This window comes from Streptomonospora litoralis (genome assembly GCF_004323735.1).
GTDB lineage: Bacteria > Actinomycetota > Actinomycetes > Streptosporangiales > Streptosporangiaceae > Streptomonospora > Streptomonospora litoralis.
Genome location: NZ_CP036455.1, coordinates 1,940,283 through 1,966,719, shown reverse-complemented (window position 1 = coordinate 1,966,719; position 26,437 = coordinate 1,940,283). Strand labels below are relative to the sequence as shown.

The following is a 26,437-nucleotide window of genomic DNA, read 5'->3' as shown; positions in this document are numbered from 1 at the left end:
TGGGCGAGGGCGCGTCAGCCGCCCCCGCCTCCGCCGCACCCACCACCGGCGCCGCCGGCACCTCCGCCGGCGCCGCCCCCGCCGCCGATCACGCCGCCGCGGTGCCGGGGGGACCGTCCACCGCTCGCGCCCCACACGACGAACCGGATGAACAGCACGACACCGACGACGATCAGGATCGGCACCCATATCGACTCGATCCCGGAGTCGGCCCCGGAATCCCCGCCACGGGAGCCGGCCTCGGAACCCCCTCCCTCGGAGTCGGCATCGGCCCGGCTCTCGACCCACTGCGGCTCGGGAATCTCAGCGACGCCCTCGTCCAGCGCGAGGTCGATAGTCAACTTGACCCGGGCCCTGAAGGAGCCCTGAAGGGCCGGGCTTGGAGGTAGCCGCCCGACCGGCTGCCGGGTGGGCTCCTCCGTCCAGACACCCCTTATGGGGCGGCAGGGACGCGTGACGCACGCCCCGCATTCCACGCAGCCTCGCCGCGTACGGCGATGGTGCGGGAAGCGTTGCGGTCGGCGTGGGCAACGACCCCACGACCGGCACACGAACCGGGCCTGAGCGACCCTGTTCCTCTTGTCGATGTACCGGCATTCGGCGCATTCCCGGCTGGTGTAGGCCGGATCCACCTGCACCAGCGGCACCCCGGCCCGCTTGGCCTTGTAGGCGATGAAGGCGGCGAGCCGGGCGAAGGCCCAGGAATGGATCGCGACCCGTTGGGGCCGGCAAAGCCGTACCCTCTGCCGGATCCCCGTCAGGTCTTCCAGGGCGATACCGGCCGAGGTGCGTTCAGCCTCGGTCACGATCTGCTTGGCGATGACGTGGTTGGTGTTCGCAACGTGGCGCCGCTCGCGGCGGTTGCGTTTCTTGAGCCGGCGTTTGGCGGACTTGGTCCTTTTGGCCTGGAGTTTGGCCCGCAGGGCGGCCTGGCGCTTGCGGTGGCGGTTCAGGCCCCGCCCGGCCGCCCGGTAGCCGGTGGAGGTGGTGGCGATGTTGGCGATGCCCAGATCCACACCGATGAACCCCTCCGGCGCATACTGCTCGGCCTCGGCCACCTCGCAGGTGGCCATCAGGTAGAACACGCCGCCGCGTTCGACCAGATCCGAATCGCCCTGCCGGTGCTCGACCAACATCTTGAGCGCCTCCGGTGCGCAGGCGAAACCCACGTGGTCTTCTCCCCCGTCAGCTCGGCGTCGCCGATCTCCTCGCCGATCCGGATCGTCTGCGAACCGTCGTCGCCTTCGGAGCGCTCGACCGGCTCGAGGCGCCACCCCGCTTCGCCGCACTCGATGCTGTTCCCGCGGCGCCTCTGGGTAGCGGTGCGTCGGGACAGACGCCGACACACAGGAAAGAGGCGGTATGGACGGGTGGCCGGTGTGGGTCAGCGCCGCGGTGCTGGCCGGCTCGGCGATGGTGCTGCTCGTCGCGGGCGGGCCGTTCACCCGGCTGGTGGACCGGCTCGCCGACCGTACCGGGCTCGGCGAGACGCTGGCCGGCATCCTGCTGGTGGGCGCGGTGACCGCGCTGCCCGGCCTGATCACCAGTATCCTCGGTGCCGCGCGCGGCGACGCCGCCTTCGCGATGAACAACGCCTTGGGCGGCATCGCCCTGCAGACCACCTTCATCGCGCTGGCGGACCTGATCTACCGGCGCGCCAACCTCGAACACGCCGCGGCGTCGCTGCCCAATCTGCTCGCCCCCATCGGGCTGTCCATCATGCTCGGCACCGTGCTGGTGGCCGGGACCGGGCCGCAGGTCGCCGTGGCGGGTGTGCACCCGGCATCGGTACTGCTGGTCTTCCTGTACTGGTACTGGCTGCGGCTGTCTCGCAAGGTGGGAGCCAACCCGATGTGGCGGGTGAAGCCGACGCGCAACACCCGCCGCGACGAACCCGATCCCGCATCGCAGCGGCCGGGCGAGTCGATGGCGGCGATGTGGCTGAAGTTCGCCGCGATGGCGGCCGTCGTATCGGGCACCGGCTACATCGTCGGCGTGGCCGGGCTCTCGGTGGTCGAGGAGACCGGGCTGTCGGGCGGCGTGGTCGGCGCCGTCGTCACCGGTTTCGTCACCTCGCTGCCGGAACTGGTGACCGTACTGTACGCGGTGCGTATCCGCGCGCTGCACCTGGCCCTGGGCGACATCATCGGCGGCAACGGCTTCGACGTGCTGTTCCTGTCGGCCGCGGACCTGGTCTACCGGGAGGGGCCGATCTACGGGGCGATGACGCCCGAGGTCGTCCTGCTCATCGGACTGGGCGTGGTGCTCAACCTGCTGGTCGCGGCTGGGTTGATCCGCCGCCAGGAGCACGGGATCGGGTTCGAGGGCGTCGCGATGTTCGCCGCCTACATCGTCGGGGTGGTGTTCCTGATGGGGATGGGGTGAGTCCTGTCCGCTGTGCGCCGCAGGTGCCGGTACGTCGCGGCCCGCGGGTCGGAGAGCGGCGCGCGGCCCGCGGCGGAGTGCCGGGCGGGCCGGTGCCGTCCTCACCGGCCCGCCCGGGATCCACGCGGAGAACGTGCCCCGTCGGCTGCAGCGTGACGCGTCTGTTTCAGCTCTTTTCGGCGCGGGTTTCGCCCGAACCCTCGCCGGACCCCTCGTCGGGATCCGGGGATTCGGGACGGTTCGCTGCAAACCGGGCGCCGCCGCCGGCTCCACCGGGATCGGTCGGTTCGCCGCCCGCGTCGCCGCCCGGGGCGCGCGTGCGGCCGATGATCGCGTCCAGGGCCGCGACGTGCCCGTGGAACGCGGCGTCGCCTTCGTCGGTGATGTCGACGACCGTGCGCCGCCGCCCCCGGCCCAGGCTCTCCTTGCGCACGGCGATGTAGCCCGCGGTCTCCAAGGCGCCCAGGTGCTTCGACAGCACGGAGTCGCTAACGCCCAGTTCGTCGCGGATGAAGCGGAACTCGATCGCGCGGCCGGCCGCCGCCATCGCCATGATGGACAGCCGGGTGGAGGCGTGGATCAGCTCGTCGAATCGCGCTTCGGCCACTACTCGGACCCCTCCGCGGCGAAGCGCCGCGGGCCGAAACCGAGCCACCACAACCATTCTGCGAACAGCCAGGTCGCCAGGGCCGCCGGAGCGGCCGCGACGAAAGGTGCCTGCCATTCGGGCAGGTGGACCCGCACCGCCGCCTCTGCGAGCCAGAAAACGCCGTAGATCCCGGCGAGCCAGGACACGGCGGCGACGAGGCGCCAGGGTGTCCAGACGCGGCGCGGTTGGACGCCGCTGTGCGCCGCCCGGCGGACGGCCAGAGCCACCCCCGCGACCATCACCCCGAAGCCGCAGGCGGCCGCGGGCAGCGCGATGGCCGGCCCGAGTTCGGTGGTCGCCAGCACCGTGTACATGCCCAGGACATACATCGCGGTCATCCAGCCCGTCGGCCGGTAGCGGCCGAGTTCGCGGCTCACCGACTCCTGGCGGCGCCGGACGTCCTCCAGCGCCGCGCGGGCCTCCTGCTCCTGCTCCATGCTGGGCTCCCGATCCGGCTCTGCCTCTTTCCAATATAGAAAGTAGCACGACTTGCCGATATGGAAAACGGATGGACATGAGCTGTCATCGCCGCACTCGGAGGGCATGGCGCCGAACCACTGATGGGCGATGCGCCGGGCGACGTGGCACGCGCCGTCCGGCGCCGCGTTCCGTGGCGGCGGTCGGTGCCGGGTTGGCGGGACCGGTCGCGCAGAACCGGGCGCCAGCGGATGGAGGCACGCCGCGGGATGGACGGAATCCGGCGGCGCGCCTCCGCACCGGCCGCCGGACCGAAAAGGGCACGGCGGTCTTGCAGCGCAACCGTAGATGACCTCGTCGAGCGGCGTCCCACCGCTGGCCGGAGGCGGCCAGCCACCCGGGGGGCTACCCCTCGGCCTCCACCGCGGAGCGGTACTCGGTGCCGGGCAGATGGGCGAACTCGGTGCGGCGGAACTCGGTGTGCTCGTGCAGCGCCTGTTCCCACGACTCCTCCGTTGCCCGCTCCCAGCGCCGCGCCTGGGAGTTGCCCATCGCCAGCAGCGGCACGAACGGGGTGATGTCCTCGGCGCCCAAGCCGAGCCCGTCGGCGGCTTCGTCGCCCTGGATAAGCCTGGTCAGCGCGTGCAGCAGCCGCTCGACCGCGTCGCCCCGCAGTGGCAGCACCGCGCCCATGGGCCCGGTGGCGAGCGCGTCGAGCAGGGCGTGCACGAGCGCGCGGGCGCCCTCGTCGGGCGGGCCGTTGGTGGTCTCGACCAGTTCGAGCAGGCCCTCGGCCGAGGCATGGTCGACCACCTCGGTATAAAAACGGGGGTCGACCCCGATCAGCGCGGCGACGCAGTGCCAGTACCGGTAGAGATCACGCTCCTCCTCATCCGTCAGGACGATACCGACCTTCTCCAACGCGCGGAACGGCACGACGGTGAAGTCCAGCCAGGTGCGCGCCACGTCGACACTGTTGATCGGCACGCCCCATTCGGCGGTGTCCCATCCGCTGCGCAGCGCGGCCGCGCGCACACGGGCGTGCAGCAGCCGCACCTGGACGCTGTCGACGTAGCCGTCCGCGCCGGGCAGCAGCCCGCCGGGCAGGATGGCGTCGGCGCGCCAGAGCCCGGTCTCGCCCAGCCGCCGCCCGGCGGACTCGGTGAGCTTGCCGGTTCCGGTGAGGACCCGGGCGATGGCGGGAGCACTGTAGGTGTGCACCAGCGACCCCAGGGCGAACGCGATCCGGCTCCAGAAGGGGTCGACGGCGATGCTGGCGACGTCGCCCCGCTCCAGCAGCTCCCGGTCGGTGCCGGCGACGGCCTCCTCCGACTCCCTCAGCAGCGCCGCGATCCCCGCGGGCGGCGGCTCTTGCAGGGAGGAGAGGCCCTCGCGCAGGCCGGCGGCGAGGGCGCGGCGCGCGGCGGCGCCGCCGGCCGCGAGGTCGGCGAAGGCGTCGTCGGCAACCGGGTCGCCGGTGCCGAGGCCCTCGGCCAGCAGGGCCGCTCGAAAGCGGCCGTGGTCGCGGGCGACCTGCTCGGGGTGGCGGAGCCGCCGCGGAGACGCGGCGAGGGCGGGTTCGTCGGTCATCCGAACCTTCCTGGAGGTGCTGTGGAGGTGCTGTCGCAATCGGTGTGCGGGCGCTCGCGCGGCTCCGCGCCGGAACCCTACACACCGCCGCGACCACATCGGCGTCCGGCCGCCCCTGTCGGCCCCGACCGAACCGGTCGGGGCCGGGGGCGGGGTGATGGCGCGGACGAACGCGGCGGCGGTCGGCCGCGGAGGCTGCCCACGGTCGGCGGCCGACGCGCGGCCGATGTGCGCACGAGCACAGCGCAACGCCGGGCGCATCCTCCGGCGCCGGGCGGGGCAGCGCTTACTGTGCAGAGCAGCGCACGGCCCGGCCTTTCGGCGCGCCGGGGCCGGGGCAGACCTTCACCGGGAGCAGCAGCATGAGCACTTCGGCCGACATCGGCGTCACCGGCCTGGCCGTGATGGGGCGCAATCTCGCCCGCAACTTCGCCCGGAGCGGATACACCGTCGCGGTGCACAACCGCACTCCGGCCAAGACGCGGGCCCTGATCGAGGAGTTCGGCGACGAGGGGGCCTTCCTGCCCGCCGAGTCGCCCGCGGATTTCGTCGCATCGCTCGAACGCCCGCGCCGCCTGGTGGTCATGGTCAAGGCCGGCGAGCCCACCGACGCCGTCATCGCCGAGTTCGCCCCGCTGCTGGAGGAGGGCGACGTCATCATCGACGGCGGCAACGCCCACTTCGCCGACACCCGCCGCCGCGAGCGCGAGCTGCGCGACCGCGGCATCCACTTCGTCGGCGCCGGGATCTCCGGAGGCGAGGAGGGTGCGCTGCACGGACCCAGCATCATGCCCGGCGGGTCGGCCGAGTCCTACGCCTCACTCGGTCCGATGCTGGAGTCCGTCGCCGCCAAGGCCGACGACGGCGCGCCCTGCACCACCCACGTCGGCACCGACGGGGCGGGCCACTTCGTGAAGATGGTGCACAACGGCATCGAGTACGCCGACATGCAGCTGATCGGCGAGGCGTACCACCTGCTGCGCGACGTGGCGGGCTACAGCCCCGCCCAGATCGCCGAGGTCTTCCGCACCTGGAACAGCGGACGGCTGGACTCCTACCTGATGGAGGTCTCGGCCGAGGTGCTCTCGCACACCGACGCCGAGACCGGCGCGCCGTTCGTCGACGTCGTCGCCGACCGGGCCGAGCAGAAGGGCACGGGGCGCTGGACCGTGCAGACCGCCTTGGAGCTGGGTGTTCCGGTCTCGGGCATCGCCGAGGCCGTGTTCGCGCGTTCGCTGTCGGGCCACGCCGACCTGCGCGCCGCCGCGGCGGGACTGCCCGGCCCCCGCGCCGAGGCGATGGCGAGCGACGCCGCCGGGCACTTCGCCGACCAGGTCGAACAGGCCCTCTACGCCTCGAAGATCGTCGCGTACTCGCAAGGCTGGAACATGATCCAGGCCGGAGCACAGGAGTACGGCTGGGACATCGACCTGGGCGCCGTGGCGGCGATCTGGCGGGGCGGGTGCATCATCCGCGCGGTGTTCCTGGACCACATCCGCTCCGCCTACGCCTCCGACCCGGACCTGGCGACGCTGATCGCCGACGAGCGCTTCTCCGCCGAGATCGGCCGGGCCCAGGGCGACTGGCGCGCGGTGGTGGCCACCGCCACCCGGCACGGCATCCCCACGCCGGGCTTCTCCGCCGCCCTGGCCTACTACGACGCGCTGCGCGCCGGACGGCTCCCGGCAGCCCTGACCCAGGCCCAGCGGGACTTCTTCGGCGCGCACACGTACCGCCGCACCGATCGCGACGGCGTCTTCCACACCCTCTGGGGCGGCGACCGCTCCGAACAGTACACCGAGTGAAGCGGCCCGGTGCGCCCCGCCGCGGAACGGGGCGCACCACCGCGCGGCGGCCTACACGCCGCGCCGCATCGAACGGGTCCCCAGGGCCAGCCCGAGGGCCGCGACCGCGGCGGCGGCCAGGGCTCCGTGGAGCACCGACGCCTCGGCGAACCGGCCGGCGAACAGCGCCCGTTCGGCGTCGGCGATGTAGGCGACGGGGTTGACCGCCGCGGCCCCGCGCAGCCACGCCGGGCCGGAGTCCAGCGGCAGCAGCACACCCGAGAGCAGCAGCAGCGGGAACAGCAGCATCTGGGTGATGCCGTAGAACAGTTCACCGTTGGGCTGTGAGGCCATCGCCAGGACGAACGACAGCGTGCCCAGCCCCACGGCGAAGACGGTCAGCAGGCCCAGCCCGGCCAGCACGCCCACCGGGTGCAGGTCGAAGCCCAGCGGCACCGCGAGGGCGACGATCAGCACCGCCTGGGCGGCCAGCACCGCCGACTCCTTGAGCGTCCGGCCGATCAGCATCGCGGTGCGGTTCAGGGGACTGACGAGGAGCCGCTCCAGCGACCCGCCGAGCAGTTCCACCAGCAGGTTGTAGCCGGACATCATCGGACCGAACAGGCACATCATGACCAGCACCCCGGGCACGAACCACTGCCAGGGCGACTGCCCGCCGGGGAAGGTGCCCGATCCGCCGATCAGCGGCCCGAAGAAGAACAGGAACAGCAGCGGCTGGACCATGGTGAACGCGAGGCCGGCCGGCTCGCGGACGACGGGGGCCGCCTCGCGAAGGAACACCGTCCAGGTGTCGTGCAGGAACGAGCCGCCCCGCGTGGGGGGCGGCTCGGCCGGAGCCGGAGCCGCCGGTGCCCAAGCACTCATGTCGCGGCCTCCTCTCCGGCCTGCTCGCCCTGGACCTCGTCCAGGCTCCGGCCGGTCAACGTGAGAAACACGTCGTCGAGGGTGGGGCGGGAGGTCTCGGCGGTGGCCGTCGTGATTCCGGCCGCCTCCAGGGTGCGCAGCAGCTCGGGCAGCGCCGCGTCCGCCCGGGGCACCCGGACTCGCACGGCACCGCTGGGATCTGCCGCGACGTTGTCGTTCCCGAACATGTGCGCCGAGGTCTCGGCCACCGCCGCGGAGTCGCCGGCGTCCTGCGGCGCGACGGCGATGCGGTCCCCGGCGTGCTCGGTCTTGAGCCGGTCTGCGGTGCCGTCGGCGATGATGCGGCCGCCGTCGATGACGACCACGCGCTCGGCCATGGTGTCGGCCTCCTCCAGGTAGTGGGTGGTCAGGAACAGGGTGGTGCCGTACCGCTCGCGCAGGCGCAGGATGTGCTCCCACACGTTCGCGCGGCTGTGCGGGTCGAGGCCGGTGGTGGGCTCGTCCAGGAACAGCAGCGGCGGGCGGTGCACCAGTCCCAGTCCGATATCGAGGCGGCGGCGCTGGCCGCCGGAGAGGGTCGAAGGCCGACGCCGGGCCAGCGGAGCCAGGTCGAGGGTCTCCAGTACCTCGTCCGCGCGCCGGCGGGCGGCGGCTCGGGTGAGGCCGTAGTTGGCGCCTTGGTTGACCAATTCGTCGCGTACACGGAAGTTCTCGCCGGCACCGCTGCGCTGCCCCACATAGCCGGTCCGGGCGCGCACCCCCTTGGGATCGGACGCGATGTCGCGTCCGGCGACGGTGGCGGTCCCGGCGGTGGGAGGCAGCAGGGTGGTGAGCATGCGCAGGCTGGTCGACTTACCTGCGCCGTTCGGACCGAGGAAGGCCACCAGCCGACCCGCCTCGACGTCGAGGTCCACGCCGCGGACGGCCTGGATCGTCTCTCGCTTGACCTTGAAGCTCCGGGCCAGTCCCCGGGCACGGATCATCGTCCCTCCAAATATCGGTTCGCCCGCGAATTCGGGCACAGCGAGCGCACCCCGGGAATCGGGAGCACGCGAGGAACACTCCGATTCTTCACGCGAGAAACCTGGAAAGCAAACGCGAACGTAACGTTCATGTTTTCTCTGACCTGCGAAAACACGTTTCTAGACGTTGGAGTCCGCAGCCATTATCGAACCGGCACTGAGGCGGTTATCCAGCGAATTCCCGGAGTTCGAAGATTCGCCCGTCTCCGGAAGGCGGGCGGGCAGGGGCTTGCGGTCGAGGGAGCGGGGACCGCCGGTGGCGGTGCGTGGGGAGGGGCGGCTCGGGTCTGCTGGGCGGCCCTGCCGGCCTGCCGGGTGTCGGGTCACCTGGCGGGGAACGAAGGGCACCGAGGACGGCGCAGGGTCCGGACCGCCGTCGACGGGTCGGGGGCTCGCCGGTGGCGCGCCCGGCGGGGGCGGCGTTCGGGCGCTGCAGGCCGGTCGGCGCATCCAACGCGCGGTTTGCACCGGATTCCGTCCGCTGTCTGATCGAAACCCTGCACTGGGCGGCACCGGTCCCGCCGGCTTCTCCCGTTGATCGTGAACTTATGGCCTCGGGAAAGCGTTCCCGTGGCCATAAGTCCACGATGACCGCCGGATGGACCGCAGATAGGGCCTACCGGCGCCGGTTGGCCGACGTGGTAGCGCCGTGTTCCGACCCGGCCCGCACCGGCCGGAGGCCGCGCGGCGGGGCGCGGTCTCGGGTGCTCGCACGCCCCTGGTGGTGCGCCGGAACGGGGGCCGGGGGCGACGACATGTCGCTCGTGGCGCCCGGGCGCCGCCGACGGGCACTCCACCGCCCGATGGGGTGGACTTTTGGGGGTCTATGCCCGTTTTGCGGGCGGCCTCGGCGGGCGCGGACCCATCGGGAACACGGACATTGATGGACAAACCGCCCCGCGTTGTTTCGTATAGCAGAATGACGGTTTGGGGATGGCGCCTCGGGACGGCGCCGAGGCGGATGCCGCGGCACCTACGTGCATCTCGTGGCCCCGACCCCGCTGCATGACCGCCGCCGACCACCCCGCATCGGGCCTCGTCGCCGCCCCCGCCGGGTGCGCCACCGGCGAGCACCCGGCCCGTTGGGCGCAGGCCCGGCCCACCGCCGTCCTCGGTGCCGCTTTTCCGTAAGACCACCTATCCACCCGCCAGACCAACAAGGCCGCACAGCAGACCGGCGTTCTTAACCACGGCCCAGGTCCGCGGATACCGCATCGGCGCACTGGGGGCGGCCGCGGGGGGCGGCGCATGCCAGGGTCCCCGGGCGTCGATGCCGCACTCCCCGAGGCCCCTCGACACGGTGTTGATCGTGACTTCGCGGTCGAGGTCGGCACGTGACACGACCACGGGAGCAGGCTCTACGGGCTTGCAGGGCCCCGGCCCCGCCTGGTCAGGGCTTGCGGGCCACGGCGCAGAAGGCGTCGACCTCGGGTGGGGCGGCGCCGTCGGCGGTGGGCTCGGGGCGCCAGCGCGAGGTGGAGACGAGGCCGGGTTCCAGCACCTCCAGGCCGTCGAAGAGGCGGGCGATCTCTTCGGGGCGGCGCAGCGTGATCCCCGGTGTCGCGCTCTCGTTCCACCGGCGCACCGCCTCTGCGGAGACCGCGCCGTGGACGACGTCGGTGTCGTGGGCGAGCACCAGGTAGCTGCCCGAGGGCAGCGCGTCGACCAGGCCGCCGACGAGTTCGTAGGCGCCCTCGGCGTCGGTGATGTGCTCGACGACGCCGAGCATGCTCAGCGCGACGGGGCGGCTCAGGTCCAGCGTGCGCTCGGCGGCCCGCAGGACGGCGGCGGTGTCGCGCAGGTCGGCGTGGACGTAGTCGGTGGCGCCCTCGGGGGTGCCGAACAGCAGCGCACGGGCGTGGGCGTGGATCAGCGGGTCGTTGTCGACGTAGACGATGCGCGCGTCGGGCGCGGCGGCCTGGGCCACCTCGTGGGTGTTGTCCGCGGTGGGCAGCCCGCTGCCCACGTCGAGGAACTGGCGGATGCCGGCGTCACGGGCCAGGAAGGTGACGGCGCGTCCGAGGAACGCGCGGTCGGCGCGGGCCAGCTCGACGACCGTGGGCAGGAACTCGCGGATGCGGTCGCCGAGTTCGCGGTCGGCCGCGAAGTTGTCCCGGCCGCCGAGCCAGTAGTTCCACACCCGTCCGGTGTGCGGAACGGTGGTGTCGACGTCGGGGATCTCCTCGGCCGTGGGCTGTTCGGAGGCGTCGTCTTCGCCTGGACTGTTCATCGCGAAACCCCTGGGGAGGTGGAGGGCTGCCGGCGCGGCAGCGGCGCGTATCGGAGAGGGTCGCTCACCGCCACCGGACCCTTTTTAGCAGCATGCGGCGCTCGGGGCGGCCCGTGCGGCCGCCCCGGCCCGGTCCTCGGCGCCGCCCGTCAGGCCAGTTCGGGGATGCGGGGCCGGTAGTGCTCCAGCAGCCCCGCGTTGGCCTCGTCGCCTCCCGGCACGTTGGAGGAGCGCCACAGCGGGAGGTCGAGGCCCGCCGCCGCGGCGCGGGAGTGCAGCTCGGCGAGCAGCAGGTTCCACAGATAGGCGTTGGCCAGGCTCGACATGGGGCCCGTGACGGGGTTTTCGGGCGGATAGGAGACGTCGCCGGGCTCGACGAGGGTGTCGAGTACGTGGTCGGCCTCGTCGCCGAGGGTGCTGCCCGCCCGCGGGGGCGCGGCCGCGTTGCACGCCCGCGACGTCACGGCGACGACGGGGATCCGGCGGTCGGCGGCCTCCCGCGCCATCTCCACCGGGTAGGGATTGATGCCCGAGTTCGAGAAGACGAACAGCACGTCGCCTGCGTCGGGGGCGGCGCGGGTCAGCACCTCGGCCGCCAGCCCCGGCCGGCGCTCGGCCGCGGTGCTGGAGGAGGCGCCGTTGTAGGGGAGGACTTCGGGTGCGTGGAGCGGTTTGACGGTGGCCAGTCCGCCCGCCCGGTGGAAGGCCTCGCTCACGGCGTTGAAGGAGTGCCCGGCCCCGGCGGCGAGGACGACGCCGCCGCCGCGCACGCCCCGCTCCATCAGCACGTCGGCGACCTCGGACAGCGCCGCCGCGTTGCGCTCCTGGACCAGCGCGAGGCGTTCGCGCATCAGTGCCCCGAAGTCTGCTTCGTCCGTCATGGTGTCCTTTCGAGCGGTGGTTCCGCAGCGCCCGCCGCGGGCGGTGTGGAGACCGGATCCGCGGAACGGCGGTGCGGGGGCTGCACTCTGCGGTATCCCGGTGGTGGGACCGTCCGCAACGGACGCGGTACGGTCCGGTCTATACCAGCTTCCCGTCTCGGTGATCACCCGTCAATGAACCTCAGAATTTTTCCGCGCACCCGTCGCCCCCACCGGGGCGGCGCCCGGCCGTGTCACACAATCGCGCGCTGCCCCGTCCTCATCACGTGAACAGCGAAACCGAAGCCCTCGCCCGGTACCGGGCTCTGCGTCCGCGCCTTATCTCGGTCGCCTATTCGCTGCTGGGCAGCGTCGAGGAGTCGGAGGACGCGGTGCAGGAGGCATGGCTTCGGCTGCACCGCACCCCGACCGGCGAGATCACCGATATCACCGCCTGGCTGGTGACCACGGTCTCTCGGCTCGCGCTGGACTCCCTGCGTTCGGCACGCCGCCGGCGTGAGGAGTACGTCGGCGAGTGGCTGCCCGAGCCGCTGGTGGACGAGGCCGACCCGGCCGACCGCGTCACGCTCGACGAGTCGATGAGCATGGCGATGCTGGTCGTGCTGGAGACCCTCTCCCCCGCCGAGCGCACGGCCTTCGTCCTGCACGACGTGTTCGGCCTGCCGTTCGACGAGGTGGGGCGCGTGGTGGGGCGCAGTCCGGCGGCCTGCCGACAGCTCGCCGCGCGGGCGCGAAAGCACGTCACCGCCCGAGCGCCGCGTTTCGACGTCGGCCCCGACGAGCACCGCAGGATCGTCGAGGCGTTCCTGTCGGCGATCCGCGGCGGCGACATGGACGGGCTGGTTTCGCTGCTCGACCCCGATGCCGTGCTGCGCTCCGACGGGGGCGGGGCGGTGCGCAGTGCGCTCCACCCCATCCTGGGGGCCCGCAAGGTGGCGCGCTTCCTGCTGGGCATCCAGGCCCGCTCGGCCGGGCTGCACGAGCTGCGCCACGCGGCCGTGAACGGCCGGCCGGGTCTGCTCGGGATACGTGACGGGCGGACCGAGAGCGTCGCCGCGATCGCGGTATCGGGCGGGCGCATCAGTGAAATCGACATCGTCCTCAACCCGGAGAAGCTGAAGCGGACGGGACCGGCGTGACGGCGACACGGCGGGCGCACGCTCTGAAGGCGGGCACGGGCGGATCCACCCACCGGAACACGACAACAGCGAGGAGCACGAAGTTGAACGCACGGATGAACCTTGTCGAGCAGGCCCCGGCCGCCTACCAGGCCATGCGGGGACTGGAGGGGTTTCTGGCTCAGAGCCCGCTGCCCGAGTCCACTCTGCTGCTCGTGAAGCTGCGGGCCAGCCAGATCAACGGCTGCGCCTTCTGCGTGGACATGCACGGCAAGCACGCGAAGCAGGCCGGCGAGAGCGACGAGCGCCTGTTCGCGACGGCGGTGTGGCAGGAGTCGCCGCTGTTCACCGGGGCCGAGCGGGCGGCGCTGGCGCTGACCGAGGACATGACGCGCTTCGCCGACCGCGCCGAGCGGGTCGGTGACGAGGTGTGGGACGAGGCGGCCCGCCACTACGACGAGCCCACCCTGGCGGCCCTGATCATCGCGATCACGACCATCAACGCCTGGAACCGCATCGCGGTGGCCACCCGGATGGTTCCCGGCTCCGCCGTCCCGGCCTGACCTTCCGTCGCGCGGCTCCCGCGGGGCCGGCCCGAACGCCGGCCGCCGCGGTCTGCCGTCACCCGGCCCGTTGTCGCCGGTCGGGATCGGGTCGGGCGACCCGCCGAGGCGGGCGCGGGCCGGATGCGGCCACGGGCACTAACGTTCCTGCTACGGCGCCGCGCCGCAGGTGGGCGGACCGCGGGTGCCGCCCCGCGGCGGCGCGGGGCGGCACCCGCGGCCGCCCGGCCGCCTCGGCGGAACCCGGGCGGCGCCGCGCGCGTTTCCTGCAGGAGCGGTTCAACGGGGGCGGCAGCGGTCGGCTGCTCCTCGCCAGTCAGCCAGCGGAACGGAGCCGGCCATGTCCCAACCCCATTCCCAACACTCCGCACAGCCCGACGACTCCGCCGCGACGCTCGACGCGATGCGCTCCCACTGGGACGGGCAGGCCGCGCGCTACGACCGGTCGATGGACCGCGTGGAGCGCGCCGTCATCGGCGACGGCCGTTCCTGGGTGTGCGGCCAGGCCCGCGGCCGGACGTTGGAGGTGGCGGTGGGCACCGGGCGCAACCTGGAGCTCTACGGCGACGACGTGGAGCTGACCGGCGTCGACCTCAGCCCGCGGATGCTGGACATCGCCCGGCGGCGCGCCCGCGGCCTGGAGCACGTGGCCGAGCTGCGCGAAGCCGACGCCGAGCACCTGCCCTTTGCCGACGCCCACTTCGACACCGTGGTGGCGACCCTTTCGCTGTGCTCGGTGCCTGACGTGGCCGGCGCGGTCGCCGAGATGCGCCGGGTCCTGCGCCCGGGCGGCCGCCTGCTGCTGCTGGACCACGTGCGCCCCACCTTCGGGCCGCTGCGCTGGGCGCTGCGCGGCCTGGAACGGCTGACCGAGCGCACCCAGCCCGGCAGCGGGGAGCGCTTCCTGCGCCGCCCCTTGGAGCAGGTGCGCGACCAGGGTTTCCGCATCGAGGTCAGCGAGCGTTCCAAGGCCGGCGCCGTGGAGCGGTTGAGCGCCCTCAAACCGGGGTAGCCGCCGCGGACAGTCAGCCCCGCCGCGCGCGCAGGCGGGCGACAAGGGCCGACACCGCCCACACGGCGAGCAGCACGGCGCCCGCGCCGACGACGGCTCCCACCGCCATTCCGGCCAGCTCCGCGGCGGCGTCGGCGCCTCCGGCCGACTCCCCGCCCAGGGCCTCGCCGGCGAGGGTGGTGCCGCGCACGAGGGCGAACCCAGCCGCGATCAGGGCGGCCAGCACCGCCGCCGTTCCGGCCCAGCCCAGGAAGAACCGGCGCCGGGGCACGGCCGGCGGGTCGCTCACCCGCGCCGCCGGGCCCTCGCTGGCCGCCTTGGGGCGCTTCAGATAGACGAACACCGACCAGTGGCCGCACTCCTCCCAGCCCTGGGGAGCGAGCCGCCGGGCGAGCGCCGCACGGCTGCGGTAGGAGTCGGCGATCTCCTGGCGGTACTCCCACTGCTGCGGACTGTCGGGGTCGCGCCGGCTCAGGAACGCGCCGAACCGGTCGACCTCCTCCATCTCCCAGCCCTGGGCGCCGAACTCGGCGAGCTTGCGCGGTGCGGAGAAGACGTCGGCGCTCCATCGCCAGGTGTCCTGCCCGCGCGGGGCGGGCGGCGCCTGCTCCGCACCGCCGCCGGCGGTCAGCTGCCGGGCGAACTCGCCCACGGGGCCGAATTCCGAATGCGGGTCGGCGCCGCTTTCGGCGGCGAAGGAGGCCAGGTCGTCGAGGGTGGCGCGGACCTCGTCCGGGCGCGCCCCGTGCTCGCGCAGCCGCTCGGCGAGCTCGTCGAAGTAGTCGGTCATGCCATGCCTCCCTGATTGAGGACGGAGCGCACCGAGGAGTCGAACTCCAGCCACAGGTCGGCCTGCTCCTTCAATGTGGTGCGTCCGGCGCCGGTGATCCGGTAGTAGCGGCGGCCGGGGCCCTTCTCGGCGGCCCGGAACTCGGCGACCACCAAGCCGGACTCCTCCAGCCGGTTGAGCACCGGATAGAGGGTGCCGCCGCGGATCCGGCCGAAGCCGGAGTCGGCGAGCGTCTTGGCGATCTCGTAGCCGTAGCTCTCGCCGCGGACCAGGGTGGCGAGCACCAGCAGGTCCAGGACGCCTTTGAGCCAGCTCGAACGGCGGTCCATCGTTCCTCCGCTGTGGGGCTTCCGTTCTTGTTCGCTACCTAGACGATAGAGCAACCTAGTTAGGATTACAACCTATATCGGACTCCACTGTGCGCCGCTTCAGACCGTTGCGGGGAGTTCGTCGGAGCACTCGCGGATACGGAGAAGGCGCCGGCGGTGTGGCAACCCCGTCCCCGGGGTCCCGCGGAGGTTCCTTCGCAGCCCGCAGCCGGTCGGGAGAACACCCGTCGACGTTTTAGGCTCGATCGTCGGTGGAGTCCGGCGCCCGAAGCCGGGCCGTGGTGAGCAGGGAGAGGTGGCGCAAGTGGCCGCACAGGCGCCGGGGGTGTTCTTCGCGGAGTGGCGGGACCGCGCGCCCGGCCAACGCCGGGACATCGGACGCGCCGCAGCCCTGCTGGACCTCCTCGGGCTGCCCGCACCCGCCGCGCCCGTGCTGGGCGTCGTGGGCTCCAAGGGCAAGGGCACCTGCGCCGTCTACTCCTCGGCGACCCTGGCTGCCGCGGGCGCCCGCGTCGTGACCGTGACCAGCCCGGGGATCCGTGGTCCGCGCGACCGCATCCGGTTGGACGGCACCGCCGTCGGCGCCGCCGACCTGGATGCTCTCGCCGCCGAGGTCGGGGCGGCGATGCGGCGCCTGCCGCCGCCCGAAGGCGGATACCTCTCCCCCAGCGGCCTGTTCCTGGCGGCGGGGGCGCTCTACGGGCTCGAGCAGGGCGCCGACCTGCTCGTCCTGGAGGCGGGCGTGGGCGGCCGCGGCGACGAGCTGAGGCTGTTCGATCCCGCTGCCGTCGCGCTCACCGGTGTCTTCGCCGAGCATCTGGGTGTCCTCGGCGACTCGGTGGAGCGGATCGCCGCGGAGAAGGCCGCGGTCACCGGGCCGGGCGCACGCGCTTTCGTGCACGGCCCCCTGGACGCCGGAGTGCGCTCGGCCGCGCACGCCGCGCTCGCCTCACGCAGCGGCGGCGGGGTCTTTCCCGAGTCCGTGGCGGCGGGCGCTGCCGGGGTACCCGCCGAACTGCTGCCCGAGGGACTCGGGCGCACCTCCGCCGAAGTCGGGTGCACGGCGGCGCGGCGCCTGCTCGCCGCGACCGGACGCGCCGCCCCCGGCCCCGCCCGCCTGCACGAGGTACTGGCGAGCGTGCGGCTGCCGGGTCGGCTGTCCCACCACGCGGTGCCCGGCTGCGAGGTCGTCGTCGACTCCGCGGTGGACCGTGTCGGCACGGCCGCCGCGCTCGACCACGCGCGGCGGCGCCTGGGCGGCGTCGACCACGTGCTGATCTGTCTGCCCGACCACAAGGACGTGGCGGGCGCCGCGGCAGCGCTGGAGGGCCTTCAGGTCACCGCGGCGGTGCTGCCCGACGCCCATCTGCACTTCTCCGCCGAACTGCCGCGGCCCTGGGGCCGCGTGCGGGCCGAGGAGATCACCCCGGACCTGCTCGCCGGGCTGGGGCGGCGGGTGCTGGTCCTGGGCACCGTCTACTTCACCGGCCGCGTCCTGGATGCGATCGGCGCGGATACGGAGTCGCTGTTCAGCGTGTGACCCGGATGCCGATCGGACGGCGGCCTCCGTCCGATCGGCATCGTCGGCGGCGGGCCCCGGCGACGACATCCGGCATGCGTTCAGCGGCAAGCTGCCGCACGGCGCTTCGCGCGGCGGTGGCCCATTGCCGCAACCTGCCTGGTTGCGGGTGCCTGGGGCACAGGGAGGGTGCCTGACCGCCCCCGGCCGGAAACCACCCGGGGGCCGTAACCTGCAAAGGCCGAGGCAGCGAAGCCCGAACGCGCAGGACGTGCGCGGGCTTGCCGCCGAGCGCACGCGGGGTGCCCTCCGCCGGACCCGCCTCCGCGGTGCCTGCACCGGGCAGGCGGACGGGCGCGGCCGGGCGCGCTCAGGCTGATTCCACCAGCTCGGCGAGCTTGTCCAGGCTCGCGCGGGCGCCCTCTTCCATGCTGGCGGCCATGCCGTCGCGGTCCTCGACCGTCTCGTAGACGGAGACCTGCGTGTACCTGGTCCGGCCGCCCTCGGCCGCTTCGAGGCGGGTGATCTCCAGGCACACGTGTCCCGGCAGGCCCTCGAACTCGAAGGTGTTCACGAGCCGCTCGCCCTCCACGGCGTCGTGGAAGACACCCTTGAAGACGTACTCGTTGCCGTCCTCGTCGCGGCTGATGTTGCGATAGGTGCCTCCCGGCCGCGCGTCGAACTCGGCGAGTTCCAAGTCGCCCCCGCCGGCGCCCCACCACTGGACGACCAGCTCGGGGTCGACCAGTGCCCGGAAGACGGTCTCGGGCGCGGCGTCGAAGAAGCGGGTCATGACGATGTCGTGCCGGCCCGGCTCGACGATGATCTCGGTGGTGTCGGTGGTGTCAGCCATGGCTTCGCCCTTTCCGGGTTGCCAGCCGCGCGCCGCGCACGGGGTTGGTGCCCGCGCTAGCGCCCGGTGTCCTCGTCTGCTGCGTCGTCGGTTCGCTTGAGCGCCTGGATCGTCCGGTCCAAGCGGTCCATCCGGTCGCGCTGGATCTCGCGGTACCGCTCGATCCAGCCCGAAGCGGCCTCCAAGGGCGCCCGCTCCAGACGGCAGGGCCGCCACTGCGCGTCGCGCCCCCGGGTGATCAGTCCCGCCCGTTCCAGCACCTTCAGGTGCTTGGAGATCGCCTGCATGCTGATGTCGAACGGCTCGGCGAGCTCGTTGACCGTGGCCTCGCCGTCGGCCAGGCGGGCGAGGATGGCCCGCCTGGTGGGATCGGCCAACGCCGCGAACGTCGCGCTCAGTTCGTCATCTGCCATATCCGTGCATTCAACCTTAAGGTTTATCAACCGTTATGCTGAGTATCACGCTCGGCGCGCCGCGCTGTCAACGGTTCGGTGCCCCGATCGCGGGTCGGGTGAAGGAGGGGAAGCATGATGGCGCGGCCGCGCGCCGGTGCGCGCGGCCGCGCCGAGGCGGCCGGTGTACGGCTGGGGAGGTGCGTCTGTGGAAGGTGCGGCGGGCCGCTGCCGCGGTCACCGCCGCCGGCGCAGCCCCAGTTCCTCCTCGCTCGCGGGCGGACCGGGCAGGCCCGCCTCCCGCGTCGCGCCACGGGCGGTGTCCAAGCCGTCCAACTGCAGCGCGAGATAGCGCCGGCGCAGCACGCGCGTCCGCTCGGGATCGGCGCAGCGGACGGCCGCGCAGCCCTGCAGGATCAGCACGATGTCGGCCGCGGTGAAGCCCGGGTGCATCCGGCCCGAATCGTGCGCCCGACGGGTCAGCATCTCGGCCGACTCCTCGGCGCGCGCGGCATCGGCGCCCATCTCGGGCGTGGGGGTGAAGCCGTCCGCCAGGTGCACCGTCAGCGAGTGGACGTCGGCGTCGACGATCCGGTACAGGAATCCGGTGAAGGCCCGCCAGCCGTCCTCTTCGGCCAGCGCCGCCTCGGCTTCGGCGATGTAGCGGCGCAGGCCGTCGTGGCAGACCTGGCGCAGCAGGTCCTCCTTGCCGCCGTAGCGGCGGTAGAGGGCGCTGATGCCGACGCCCGCGCGCGCGGCGACCGCGGCGACGGGCGCCTTCGGATCGTCGAGGAAAACGGCGCGCGCCGCGTCGACGATCGCGGAGTCGTTGCGCACCGCCTGAGCGCGGCGACCGGAGAGACCGGGGACCTCGGTCGGGTTCGTCATGGCCCCACACTAGCAAGGAACGGATCATTCCGTTCTGATTCGTGGCGGCCCTGACCTGCGGGCGCCCATGTCCGCGCGTCCTTCACCTCCCGGTCCCGGCGCGGTCGCCGCAGGCGGACGAATCCGGGCGGCGGCGCCGGGATCGCACGCCGCCGCCCGGCCGTGCACCGGTACGGGCCCCTGTGATTCCGCACCGGTGCGGGCTCTCACACACCGCCCCGCGGCCGCCCGCGGCCTCAGGCGGGCGCCGCGGCGCGCCGGGCACGGCGCCCGCTCAGCAGCGAGACCGCCAGCAGTGCCAGGGCGACGAACGCGCCGCCGGTCATGGTCAGCGCCATCGCCGGGCCGTCGTTGCCCAGCAGGCCGACCAGCGGCGCGATGAGCGCCCCGAGGCCGAACTGGCCCGCACCCAGCAGCGCCGCCGCCGTCCCCGCGGCCTCGCCGTGGGCCGATAGCGCCAGCGCCGGCGCGTTGGGCATCACGAACCCGACCGCGAACAGCATGAGCCACAGCGGGATCATGAAGCCGACCAGGCCGCCGGCTCCGGTGAAGGCCACGGCAGTCAGCACGACTCCCATGACCGCCGCCGCCACGAGCGCGAACAGTACGGTGCGCCGCGGCGTGATGTGGTTCAGCACGACCACGTTGAGCTGGGACGCACCGATGACCGCGATCGCTCCGGCGCCGAAGACGAGCCCGAACTGCTGCTGGTCGAGCCCGTACTGCTCCTGGAGCACGAACGAGGCCCCGGAGACGTAGGAGAACAGGGCCGACATGCCCAGCGACGCCACGAGGACCATGATCACGAAGTCGCGGTCGGTGAGCAGCGAGCCGTAGGTGCGCAGGACCGGCCGCACCTCCCCGGCCCGCCGGCGCTCCGGCGGTAGGGTCTCCCGCAGCGCCAGCACCGCCACCAGCAGCAGCACCGTGCCGAGCGCCGCCAGGGCGGCGAACACGGCCCGCCACGTGCCGGTGAGCAGGACCGCACTGCCCAGGCTCGGCGCGAGGATCGGCGCCGCGCCCATGACCAGCATCAGCCGCGACAGCGTCGTCGCCGCGGCGCGGCCGCTGAACAGGTCACGCACCACGGCCAGGGCGACCACCATCGCCGCGGCCGCCCCCACGCCCTGGACGACGCGCAGCGCCCCCAGCACCGCGATGTTGGGCGCGACCAGGCAGAGCAGCGAGGCGGCGATGTGCAGCCCGGTCCCCGCGATCAGCGGGAACCTGCGGCCGACGGTGTCCGACAGCGGCCCGATGAGCAGCTGGCCCAGGCCCAAGCCGAGCAGCGTGCCTGTGAGCGTCAGCTGCACCGCCGAGGAGGTCGCCCCCAGGTCCTCGCCGATGTCGGGCAGCGCGGGCAGGTACAGGTCGATGGTCAGTGGGGCGAGGGCGACGAGCGCCCCGAGGACGAGGATCACGCGGAGCCGTTGGAGCCCGGTCGGCTCCGGGGGCGCCGCGGACGGCGGCGCCTTGCCTGCGTCGAGTTCGCCTGTCGTGGAAGAGGAGCTGGATACCGCCACTGTCTCGTTCCGGCCTTCCCGTGGGTTGAGCGACTTGTCACGAAGCGACGTCCGGTCGGGGAATGCCTGAGCTTCAGCGCAGCCATCGGGCGTTGTGTTCCCACTCGGGCGGTACACGGGTGTGTGACGCCCGTGACATAGCGCAGCGCGACCGGTCGCCGACCCTGGGCGGCGGCGACGGTCGGGACTGCGGCCAGCGGCACCCACCGTCCCGGCCTCGTAGCGGGCATGGGCCCGGTGAACAGGGGTAGCGCGCCACCCACCGGCAATCGACAGGGAGGCCGCCATGGCGCAACCGACGTTCATCGAGGTCCAGAAGGCGCTCGCCGGCGCGGATTACCCGTCCTCGCGCGACGAGCTGGTCCAGCACGCCAAGACCCGGCAGGCCGACCAGGGCGTGGTCGACGCGCTGCAGCACCTGCCGCGGCAGCAGTACGGCGGCCCCGACGAGGTCAGCCGCGACATCGCCGAGGCCACCGGAGAGTCCGAGGGATGACGGCGGCGGCCGGGGCCGACCGGTACGCAGCGCCGCCGGCCCCTTACCGCCGCAGCTACGACCCGCGCGCCGACCGCCGCCATCGCAGCGGCGCGCGGGCAGCCGACCAAACCGACAGCCGACCGCCCCGCAGGGAGGCGAGCATGAGCCAGCACCCACCCGCACAGCAGCAGCGCCATCCCGGCGAGACGGGTCCCATGGAGCCCCGGCCCCGCGACGAGATGGCCGACTACACCGGACGCGACCTGCTGGCGAACAAGAAGGCCTTGGTCAGCGGGGGCGATTCGGGGATCGGGCGCGCCGTGTGCGCCGCTTTCGCCAAGGAGGGCGCCGACGTGGCGATCGGGTATCTCAGCGAGGACGCCGACGCCGAGCACACCGCCGGCCTCGTCCGGAACGAGGACCGCAGCAGCCTGCTCATCCGCGGCGACGTCGCCGACGAGCAGCACTGCACCGACATGGTCGAGCGCACCGCGCGCGAGTTCGGCCGCATCGACGTGCTGGTGGCCCACGCCGCCACCCAGCAGCCCGTCTCCGACTTCGCCGAGCTCAGCACGGAGCAGCTGCGCCGCACGTTCGAGGTGAACGTCTTCGGCGTCTTCTGGACGCTGCGGGCGGCGGCTCCCTACCTGGCGCCGGACGCCTCCATCGTCATCACGGGCTCGGTCAACGCGCTGCGCGGCAACAAGTCGCTGATCGACTACTCGGCGAGCAAGGCGGCCGTGCACAACCTGACCTACTCGCTGGCCCAGCACTATGTGCAGGAGAGCATCCGGGTGAACTGCGTGGCGCCGGGGCCCGTGTGGACTCCGCTCATCCCCTCCACGCTGAGCGAGGACCGCGTGGAGGGCTTCGGCGGCCAGGCGCCCGTCGGCCGCGCCGCCGACCCCGACGAGATCGCCCCTTCCTATGTCTTCTTCGCCAGCAACCGGCTGTCGTCCTACTACACCGGCGAGGTGCTGGCGCCCACCGGCGGCGAGATCCGGGCCGGCTGACCGGCCGCGCCCGTATACGAGGGCCGCGCCGGGGCAGCGGGGGCTACACAGCACGCACCCGCGACCGCGGCGCGCGAGCGCGCGCCGCGCAAGGAGTCCACATGGTTGAGAACACTACGGACAGGGACCTCATCGAGGTGATCGTCTCCGACCACCGCGAGGTCGAGAACGTCTTCACCCAGCTGGAGCAGGGCCAAGGCGACCCCGCCCAGCGCAAGGAGATGGTCGATCACGTCATCACCGAGCTGGTGCGCCACTCGGTGGCCGAGGAGCAGTACATGTACCCGGCGGCGCGCCGGACGCTCCCCGACGGCGACGAGATCGCCGACCACGAGATCGACGAGCACGCCGAAGCCGAACGGGTCATGAAGGAGCTGTCCGGGCTCGGCCCCGGCGACGACCGGTTCGAGGAACTGCTCAGCACGCTGATGTCCGACATCCGCCACCACGTGGAGGACGAGGAGCAGGACCTGCTGCCGCGGCTGCGCCAGGCGTGCGGCAAGGAGGAACTGCGGGATCTCGGCGGCAAGATCCTGCGGGCAAAGGAGCGGGCGCCGACGCGCCCGCACCCGAAGGCGCCCGACACGCCGCCCGCCAACCGCATCCTCGACCCCGGCGCGGGCCTGGTCGACCGCATGCGCGACGCGGTCGGCGGACGGCGCTAAGCCGTGCTTAAGAAGTGCTGGATCGGTCCGGCTCCCATGGGCCGCCGGACTCGGCGCGGCTTGGCCCGTCTATCGCGAACTTATGGTCGCAGGTAAGCGCATTCCGCGGCCATAAGTTCGCGATCATCGCCGGATGGACCGGCATAGGGGACCTATCGGCGCCGGTGGGCCACCGCCGCCGCAGCGCGGAGGCGGGCTCGCCGGCGCCGGCGAGCACCCGGCCCGATGGGCGCGGGCCCGACCGTCCGCCGTCCTCGGCGCCGCTTTAGACCACCCGCCACCCGGCAGACCAACAAGGCCGCACAGCAGACCGGCGTTCTTAATGCCTAGCGCTGCGGTACCCCGGGCGTGGCGGCGGGAGCGGCGCCGCCATGTTCGCCACCCGGGACAGAGGCGGGGTTCAGGGGCTCTGCCCGCTGCCCTGTCGCTGGTCGCGTTCGCGCGGGACGGTCGCGCCGACGGCGCCGTGCCCGCGCCGGCCGGGGATCTGGTTGAACCGCCGGGACGCGGCGTCGTTGAGGCGCGTCAGCGTGTCCAGCAGCGCCCCGGTGCCGCGTTTGGCCTCTCCCCCGGTCCGCACGCCGCCGGACGCCCCGTGCGGCAGCAGCCGGGCCGTCAGGCGCATCGACGCCTGCACCAGGCCGGGGCTGAGCCCGTCGGCGACCACCGCCAGGCGCGCCGCCGGAGTCAGGATCAGGTGCCGCCGCCCCCGCAGCGCACCCGAGACGACGGCGCGGGCCGCGCGCTCGGCGTCCATCGACAGCAGCGGCAGGCTCGCCGCGAGTGCGAACCAGGAGTACTCCGCCTGCGGCGCTCCGGTGAACTCCGCGCCGACGTGCGAGCCGGTGCGCATCAGACCGGGCACCGCGGTGGTGAAGCGGACGCCGCTGCCGGCCGTCTCCGCGTCGAGCCCGCGGGACAGCGCGACCTCGGCGAACTTGGCGGCGGAGTAGGGCAGCAGGTGCGGGACGCTGACTCTGCCGCCGATCGAGGTGATGGTGACGACGTGCCCGCCGCGTTCCCGCAGCCCGGGCAGCAGTTCGCGGGTGAGGCGGAACGGCCCCCAGAACATGACGTCCATCGCCTGGGCGACGTCGTCCTCCGACATCGCCGCCGCCGGTCCGACGCGGATCACGCCGGCGTTGTTGACGAGGACGTCCACTCCGCCGAACTCGGCGTGGACCCGCGCCGACAGCGCCGCGACCTCCGAGGCGTCGGCCAGATCGCAGGCCAGGCCGAAGGCGTCGATCCCTTCGCCGCGGAGGTCGGCGACGGCGTCGTCGAGCGCGGCTCCGTCGCGCGCCACCACCAGCACGCGCGCCCCGGCCCGCCCCAGCTCGCGGGCGATGAGCAGGCCGAGGCCGCGCGAGCCGCCGGTGACCAGCGCGGTCCGGCCGCTGATGTCGGGAACGGGCCGCCGGTTCGACCATGCGGCGGCTCCCGCCGCGGCGGCCGCGGCGGCCGCGCCGACGGCCGCCGTCGTCCTCGGACGCATCGGATCCTCCCCCGTGCCACTCAGGCCGCGGCGCCGGGCCGCAGCACCATCTTGATCGCGCCGTCGCGCTTGTGCTGGAACTTCTCGTAGGCCGCGGGCGCCTGATCCAGCGGCACGGTGTGGGTGACCAGGTCGTCCACGCCCAGCGGATCGGCGTCGGCGTCGGTCAGCAAGGGGAGGATGTCGTCGGTCCAGCGGCGCACGTGGGCCTGGCCCATACGGATCTGCACGCCCTTGTCGAAGAGCTCCATCATCGGCATGGGATCGGCCTGGCCGCCGTAGACGCCGCTGATGGACACCGTCCCGCAGCGGCGCACCAGGTCGAAGCACAGGTGCAGCGCGGCGAGGCGGTCGACCCCGGCGCGCTCGATGAGCTTCTCCGCCACGCCGTCGGGCAGCAGCTGGGCCATGCTCTGGGCGGCCTTGCCCAGCGGGGCGCCGTGGGACTCCATGCCCACAGCGTCGATCACCGAGTGCGGGCCGCGTCCGTCCGTGCGGTCGCGCACGAATCCGACGGGGTCGTCCTCGGCGCCGGTGTCGACGGTTGTGATGCCGTGCCGCTCGGCCATCCGCAGCCGCTCGGGCACCGTGTCCAGTCCGAAGACCTCGCCGGCGCCCTGATAGCGGGCGATGCGCGCGGCCATCTGCCCGATGGGCCCCAGCCCCACCACGGCGACCGAGCCGCCCTGGGGGACGTCGGCGAAGACCACCGCCTGCCAGGCGGTGGGCAGCACGTCCGAGAGGAACAGGAAACGCTCGTCGGGCGGCCCTTCGGGCACCCGGATCGGGCCGAAGTGCGCCTGGGGCACGCGCAGGTACTCCGCCTGGCCCCCGGGCACGTGGCCGTACAGCTTCGTGTAGCCGAACAGCGAGGCGCCGTTGCCGTACTCGCGCACCTGGGTCGTCTCGCATTGGGCGAAGCAGCCGCGGCTGCACATGTGGCAGTGCCCGCAGGAGATGTTGAAGGGCATCACCACCCGGTCCCCGGTCCGCACGCCGGTGACCTCGGACCCCGTTTCGCGCACCACGCCCATGGACTCATGGCCGAGGATGTCGCCGGGCTCCATGAACACCCCCAGGGGTGAGTAGAGGTGCAGGTCCGAACCGCAGATCGCGGTGGAGGTCACCTCGACCACCGCGTCCGTCGGCCGTTCGATCGCGGGATCCGCAACGTCCTGCACCCGCACGTCCTCCACGCCCTGCCACGTCACGGCTCGCATGGGCCCTCCCCTCGTCGTCGCCGTCCCCGGTCCACTGGCCCGAGGCGGGTTCGGCAAACGCGGGGCCCGACCGCGAGGGGCGCGGGCGGGCGGCGCCGGGCGTGGCGGAGCCGGTCGCCGGGCCTCAGGGCAGTGGCGGGGTCCAGTCGGGGTGGCGGCCGCTCAGGCCCAGGACGCGGTCGAGCAGCGGCGCCTCGGACGGCACCGGCACCACCGGGCCGAACAGGCCCGCCCGCGCGTTGGGGTCGTCGGCGGGCACCTGGGAGACGAAGGAGTGGCTGACCTCCACGCTGGCCGGGTCGCCGATGTAGGACTGGTCGGTGGCCCGGGCCAGATCCCAGCCGTGCAGCAGCAACTCGTTGAGCGCCACCGTGCCGGCGGCCTCGCCGCTGAGCTCGATGCCGCCGGCGGCCGTGGTGCCCTGCCAGGCGTCGGGATCGCGCCAGGCCGCCACGAGTGCGTCCAGGCGGCGGTCCAGCTCGGCACGCCAGTCGGCGGGCAGGTTCTTCACCGAGGGCTGCGGCGGCGTCTGGGCGGTGGTCGAGGTCTTCTCGGCCGCGCGGCGGAACGCCTCGCTCAGCGAGAGGACGTGGTCGAGCAGATCGCCCACCGACATGTCCTCGCAGGGCGTGGGCGCGTCCAGTTCGCCGTCGCGCACCCCTTGGGCCGCCTCCCTCATCCGGTTCGCCACGGGCTCCAGGTCCGGGATCGTGCTCATCGCGTCTCCTTCGCGGCG

Annotated in this window: 26 protein-coding genes; 9 read left to right on the top strand and 17 right to left on the bottom strand. The window is 73.2% G+C overall.

Translation table 11 applies throughout. The features are described from left to right. Positions 1-14: 14 nt before the first annotated feature. Positions 15-1,169 carry an RNA-guided endonuclease InsQ/TnpB family protein gene (locus EKD16_RS26585; RefSeq protein WP_394347321.1) on the bottom strand — a complete coding sequence of 385 codons (1,155 nt, stop codon included), beginning with the start codon at positions 1,167-1,169 and terminating at the stop codon, positions 15-17. Between the two features lie 193 nt (positions 1,170-1,362). Here EKD16_RS26585 and EKD16_RS08470 point away from each other — a divergent pair, with 193 nt between their 5' ends. Next, on the top strand, positions 1,363-2,385 hold the full coding sequence (locus EKD16_RS08470) for a sodium:calcium antiporter (RefSeq protein ID WP_131097886.1): 1,023 nt from the start codon (positions 1,363-1,365) through the stop codon (positions 2,383-2,385). A gap of 166 nt (positions 2,386-2,551) precedes the next feature. On the opposite strand, the gene EKD16_RS26445 is transcribed toward EKD16_RS08470, so the two are convergent. From EKD16_RS26445 to EKD16_RS08455, 3 genes are all read right to left on the bottom strand, one after another. Next, a complete protein-coding gene (locus tag EKD16_RS26445) occupies positions 2,552-2,992 on the bottom strand; it encodes a winged helix-turn-helix domain-containing protein (protein ID WP_131097885.1) in 441 nt (146 codons plus the stop codon). Then, positions 2,992-3,471, bottom strand: a complete 480-nt coding sequence (locus tag EKD16_RS08460; protein WP_131097884.1) for a hypothetical protein — start codon at positions 3,469-3,471, stop codon at positions 2,992-2,994. Before EKD16_RS08460 ends, EKD16_RS26445 begins: the two co-directional genes overlap by 1 nt. A 385-nt stretch (positions 3,472-3,856) precedes the next feature. Further along, positions 3,857-5,041, bottom strand: coding sequence for an oxygenase MpaB family protein (locus tag EKD16_RS08455; RefSeq protein WP_131097883.1), 1,185 nt, complete (start codon positions 5,039-5,041; stop codon positions 3,857-3,859). A gap of 362 nt (positions 5,042-5,403) precedes the next feature. On the opposite strand from EKD16_RS08455, the gene gndA reads away from it, so the two are divergent. Next, complete coding sequence (gene gndA, locus EKD16_RS08450) at positions 5,404-6,846, top strand: NADP-dependent phosphogluconate dehydrogenase (protein ID WP_131097882.1); 1,443 nt, start codon at positions 5,404-5,406, stop codon at positions 6,844-6,846. A gap of 51 nt (positions 6,847-6,897) precedes the next feature. On the opposite strand, the gene EKD16_RS08445 is transcribed toward gndA, so the two are convergent. The 4 genes from EKD16_RS08445 to EKD16_RS08430 form a co-directional block, all read right to left on the bottom strand. Continuing rightward, positions 6,898-7,710 carry an ABC transporter permease gene (locus EKD16_RS08445; RefSeq protein WP_131097881.1) on the bottom strand — a complete coding sequence of 271 codons (813 nt, stop codon included), beginning with the start codon at positions 7,708-7,710 and terminating at the stop codon, positions 6,898-6,900. Continuing rightward, positions 7,707-8,693 (bottom strand): ABC transporter ATP-binding protein, encoded by a 987-nt coding sequence (locus tag EKD16_RS08440; RefSeq protein ID WP_131097880.1) that lies wholly within the window; start codon positions 8,691-8,693, stop codon positions 7,707-7,709. Before EKD16_RS08440 ends, EKD16_RS08445 begins: the two co-directional genes overlap by 4 nt. A 1,429-nt stretch (positions 8,694-10,122) precedes the next feature. Beyond that, positions 10,123-10,962, bottom strand: a complete 840-nt coding sequence (locus tag EKD16_RS08435) for an SAM-dependent methyltransferase (RefSeq protein ID WP_131097879.1) — start codon at positions 10,960-10,962, stop codon at positions 10,123-10,125. Between the two features lie 149 nt (positions 10,963-11,111). After that, a complete protein-coding gene (locus tag EKD16_RS08430; protein WP_131097878.1) occupies positions 11,112-11,843 on the bottom strand; it encodes a sugar isomerase domain-containing protein in 732 nt (243 codons plus the stop codon). A 266-nt stretch (positions 11,844-12,109) separates the two neighbouring features. Between EKD16_RS08430 and sigJ the strand changes: the two genes are divergently transcribed. The 3 genes from sigJ (at position 12,110) to EKD16_RS08415 (ending at position 14,536) form a co-directional block, all read left to right on the top strand. Continuing rightward, a complete protein-coding gene (sigJ, locus tag EKD16_RS08425) occupies positions 12,110-12,982 on the top strand; it encodes an RNA polymerase sigma factor SigJ (RefSeq protein ID WP_242677294.1) in 873 nt (290 codons plus the stop codon). A gap of 83 nt (positions 12,983-13,065) precedes the next feature. Further along, positions 13,066-13,524 (top strand): carboxymuconolactone decarboxylase family protein, encoded by a 459-nt coding sequence (locus EKD16_RS08420; RefSeq protein ID WP_242677293.1) that lies wholly within the window; start codon positions 13,066-13,068, stop codon positions 13,522-13,524. Positions 13,525-13,864: 340 nt separating this feature from the next. Beyond that, positions 13,865-14,536, top strand: coding sequence for a class I SAM-dependent methyltransferase (locus EKD16_RS08415; RefSeq protein ID WP_131097876.1), 672 nt, complete (start codon positions 13,865-13,867; stop codon positions 14,534-14,536). 13 nt (positions 14,537-14,549) lie between these two features. Here the strand turns inward: EKD16_RS08415 and EKD16_RS08410 are convergent, their stop codons facing one another. Then, the gene (locus EKD16_RS08410) at positions 14,550-15,326 is read right to left on the bottom strand and encodes a DUF2812 domain-containing protein (RefSeq protein WP_131097875.1); all 777 of its coding nucleotides are present in this window, start codon (positions 15,324-15,326) and stop codon (positions 14,550-14,552) included. Then, a complete protein-coding gene (locus tag EKD16_RS08405) occupies positions 15,323-15,655 on the bottom strand; it encodes a PadR family transcriptional regulator (RefSeq protein ID WP_131097874.1) in 333 nt (110 codons plus the stop codon). The genes EKD16_RS08410 and EKD16_RS08405 overlap by 4 nt, the downstream gene beginning before the upstream one ends. A gap of 304 nt (positions 15,656-15,959) precedes the next feature. Between EKD16_RS08405 and EKD16_RS08400 the strand changes: the two genes are divergently transcribed. Beyond that, complete coding sequence (locus tag EKD16_RS08400) at positions 15,960-17,195, top strand: hypothetical protein (protein ID WP_207391469.1); 1,236 nt, start codon at positions 15,960-15,962, stop codon at positions 17,193-17,195. A 349-nt stretch (positions 17,196-17,544) separates the two neighbouring features. On the opposite strand, the gene EKD16_RS08395 is transcribed toward EKD16_RS08400, so the two are convergent. The 4 genes from EKD16_RS08395 to EKD16_RS08380 all read right to left on the bottom strand — a co-directional run bounded on the left by EKD16_RS08395 (position 17,545) and on the right by EKD16_RS08380 (position 20,728). Then, positions 17,545-18,027 carry an SRPBCC family protein gene (locus EKD16_RS08395; protein WP_131097873.1) on the bottom strand — a complete coding sequence of 161 codons (483 nt, stop codon included), beginning with the start codon at positions 18,025-18,027 and terminating at the stop codon, positions 17,545-17,547. 56 nt (positions 18,028-18,083) lie between these two features. Then, on the bottom strand, positions 18,084-18,440 hold the full coding sequence (locus EKD16_RS08390) for an ArsR/SmtB family transcription factor (protein ID WP_131097872.1): 357 nt from the start codon (positions 18,438-18,440) through the stop codon (positions 18,084-18,086). 216 nt (positions 18,441-18,656) lie between these two features. Then, positions 18,657-19,307, bottom strand: a complete 651-nt coding sequence (locus EKD16_RS08385; RefSeq protein WP_131097871.1) for a TetR family transcriptional regulator — start codon at positions 19,305-19,307, stop codon at positions 18,657-18,659. Between the two features lie 236 nt (positions 19,308-19,543). Then, complete coding sequence (locus EKD16_RS08380; protein WP_207391468.1) at positions 19,544-20,728, bottom strand: multidrug effflux MFS transporter; 1,185 nt, start codon at positions 20,726-20,728, stop codon at positions 19,544-19,546. 388 nt (positions 20,729-21,116) lie between these two features. Between EKD16_RS08380 and EKD16_RS08375 the strand changes: the two genes are divergently transcribed. From EKD16_RS08375 to EKD16_RS08365, 3 genes are all read left to right on the top strand, one after another. Then, a complete protein-coding gene (locus tag EKD16_RS08375) occupies positions 21,117-21,326 on the top strand; it encodes a DUF2795 domain-containing protein (protein ID WP_131097869.1) in 210 nt (69 codons plus the stop codon). Between the two features lie 143 nt (positions 21,327-21,469). Continuing rightward, on the top strand, positions 21,470-22,321 hold the full coding sequence (locus tag EKD16_RS08370; RefSeq protein ID WP_131097868.1) for an SDR family oxidoreductase: 852 nt from the start codon (positions 21,470-21,472) through the stop codon (positions 22,319-22,321). 101 nt (positions 22,322-22,422) lie between these two features. Then, positions 22,423-22,986, top strand: coding sequence for a hemerythrin domain-containing protein (locus tag EKD16_RS08365; protein ID WP_131097867.1), 564 nt, complete (start codon positions 22,423-22,425; stop codon positions 22,984-22,986). A gap of 400 nt (positions 22,987-23,386) precedes the next feature. Here EKD16_RS08365 and EKD16_RS08360 read toward each other — a convergent pair whose 3' ends face one another. From EKD16_RS08360 to EKD16_RS08350, 3 genes are all read right to left on the bottom strand, one after another. Then, positions 23,387-24,481: an SDR family NAD(P)-dependent oxidoreductase gene (locus EKD16_RS08360; RefSeq protein ID WP_131097866.1), complete on the bottom strand. Its 1,095-nt coding sequence runs from the start codon at positions 24,479-24,481 to the stop codon at positions 23,387-23,389. A 20-nt stretch (positions 24,482-24,501) separates the two neighbouring features. Continuing rightward, complete coding sequence (locus EKD16_RS08355) at positions 24,502-25,701, bottom strand: zinc-dependent alcohol dehydrogenase (protein WP_131097865.1); 1,200 nt, start codon at positions 25,699-25,701, stop codon at positions 24,502-24,504. A gap of 124 nt (positions 25,702-25,825) precedes the next feature. Next, the gene (locus EKD16_RS08350; RefSeq protein WP_131097864.1) at positions 25,826-26,419 is read right to left on the bottom strand and encodes a TIGR03086 family metal-binding protein; all 594 of its coding nucleotides are present in this window, start codon (positions 26,417-26,419) and stop codon (positions 25,826-25,828) included. Positions 26,420-26,437: the final 18 nt, after the last annotated feature.

What these genes read in the sequence shown, in the direction of transcription:
- EKD16_RS08460 (WP_131097884.1), bottom strand. Translation starts at nt 3,471, where the DNA reads ATGGAGCAGGAGCAGGAGGCCCGCGCGGCGCTGGAGGACGTCCGGCGC.
- EKD16_RS08360 (WP_131097866.1), bottom strand. Translation starts at nt 24,481, where the DNA reads ATGCGTCCGAGGACGACGGCGGCCGTCGGCGCGGCCGCCGCGGCCGCC.
- EKD16_RS08430 (WP_131097878.1), bottom strand. Translation starts at nt 11,843, where the DNA reads ATGACGGACGAAGCAGACTTCGGGGCACTGATGCGCGAACGCCTCGCG.
- EKD16_RS08405 (WP_131097874.1), bottom strand. Translation starts at nt 15,655, where the DNA reads ATGGACCGCCGTTCGAGCTGGCTCAAAGGCGTCCTGGACCTGCTGGTG.
- EKD16_RS08410 (WP_131097875.1), bottom strand. Translation starts at nt 15,326, where the DNA reads ATGACCGACTACTTCGACGAGCTCGCCGAGCGGCTGCGCGAGCACGGG.
- EKD16_RS08375 (WP_131097869.1), top strand. Translation starts at nt 21,117, where the DNA reads ATGGCGCAACCGACGTTCATCGAGGTCCAGAAGGCGCTCGCCGGCGCG.
- EKD16_RS08470 (WP_131097886.1), top strand. Translation starts at nt 1,363, where the DNA reads ATGGACGGGTGGCCGGTGTGGGTCAGCGCCGCGGTGCTGGCCGGCTCG.
- EKD16_RS08385 (WP_131097871.1), bottom strand. Translation starts at nt 19,307, where the DNA reads ATGACGAACCCGACCGAGGTCCCCGGTCTCTCCGGTCGCCGCGCTCAG.
- EKD16_RS08370 (WP_131097868.1), top strand. Translation starts at nt 21,470, where the DNA reads ATGAGCCAGCACCCACCCGCACAGCAGCAGCGCCATCCCGGCGAGACG.
- EKD16_RS08445 (WP_131097881.1), bottom strand. Translation starts at nt 7,710, where the DNA reads ATGAGTGCTTGGGCACCGGCGGCTCCGGCTCCGGCCGAGCCGCCCCCC.
- EKD16_RS08435 (WP_131097879.1), bottom strand. Translation starts at nt 10,962, where the DNA reads ATGAACAGTCCAGGCGAAGACGACGCCTCCGAACAGCCCACGGCCGAG.
- EKD16_RS08350 (WP_131097864.1), bottom strand. Translation starts at nt 26,419, where the DNA reads ATGAGCACGATCCCGGACCTGGAGCCCGTGGCGAACCGGATGAGGGAG.
- EKD16_RS08365 (WP_131097867.1), top strand. Translation starts at nt 22,423, where the DNA reads ATGGTTGAGAACACTACGGACAGGGACCTCATCGAGGTGATCGTCTCC.
- EKD16_RS08390 (WP_131097872.1), bottom strand. Translation starts at nt 18,440, where the DNA reads ATGGCAGATGACGAACTGAGCGCGACGTTCGCGGCGTTGGCCGATCCC.
- EKD16_RS08355 (WP_131097865.1), bottom strand. Translation starts at nt 25,701, where the DNA reads ATGCGAGCCGTGACGTGGCAGGGCGTGGAGGACGTGCGGGTGCAGGAC.
- EKD16_RS08395 (WP_131097873.1), bottom strand. Translation starts at nt 18,027, where the DNA reads ATGGCTGACACCACCGACACCACCGAGATCATCGTCGAGCCGGGCCGG.
- EKD16_RS08455 (WP_131097883.1), bottom strand. Translation starts at nt 5,041, where the DNA reads ATGACCGACGAACCCGCCCTCGCCGCGTCTCCGCGGCGGCTCCGCCAC.
- EKD16_RS08440 (WP_131097880.1), bottom strand. Translation starts at nt 8,693, where the DNA reads ATGATCCGTGCCCGGGGACTGGCCCGGAGCTTCAAGGTCAAGCGAGAG.
- gndA (WP_131097882.1), top strand. Translation starts at nt 5,404, where the DNA reads ATGAGCACTTCGGCCGACATCGGCGTCACCGGCCTGGCCGTGATGGGG.
- EKD16_RS08415 (WP_131097876.1), top strand. Translation starts at nt 13,865, where the DNA reads ATGTCCCAACCCCATTCCCAACACTCCGCACAGCCCGACGACTCCGCC.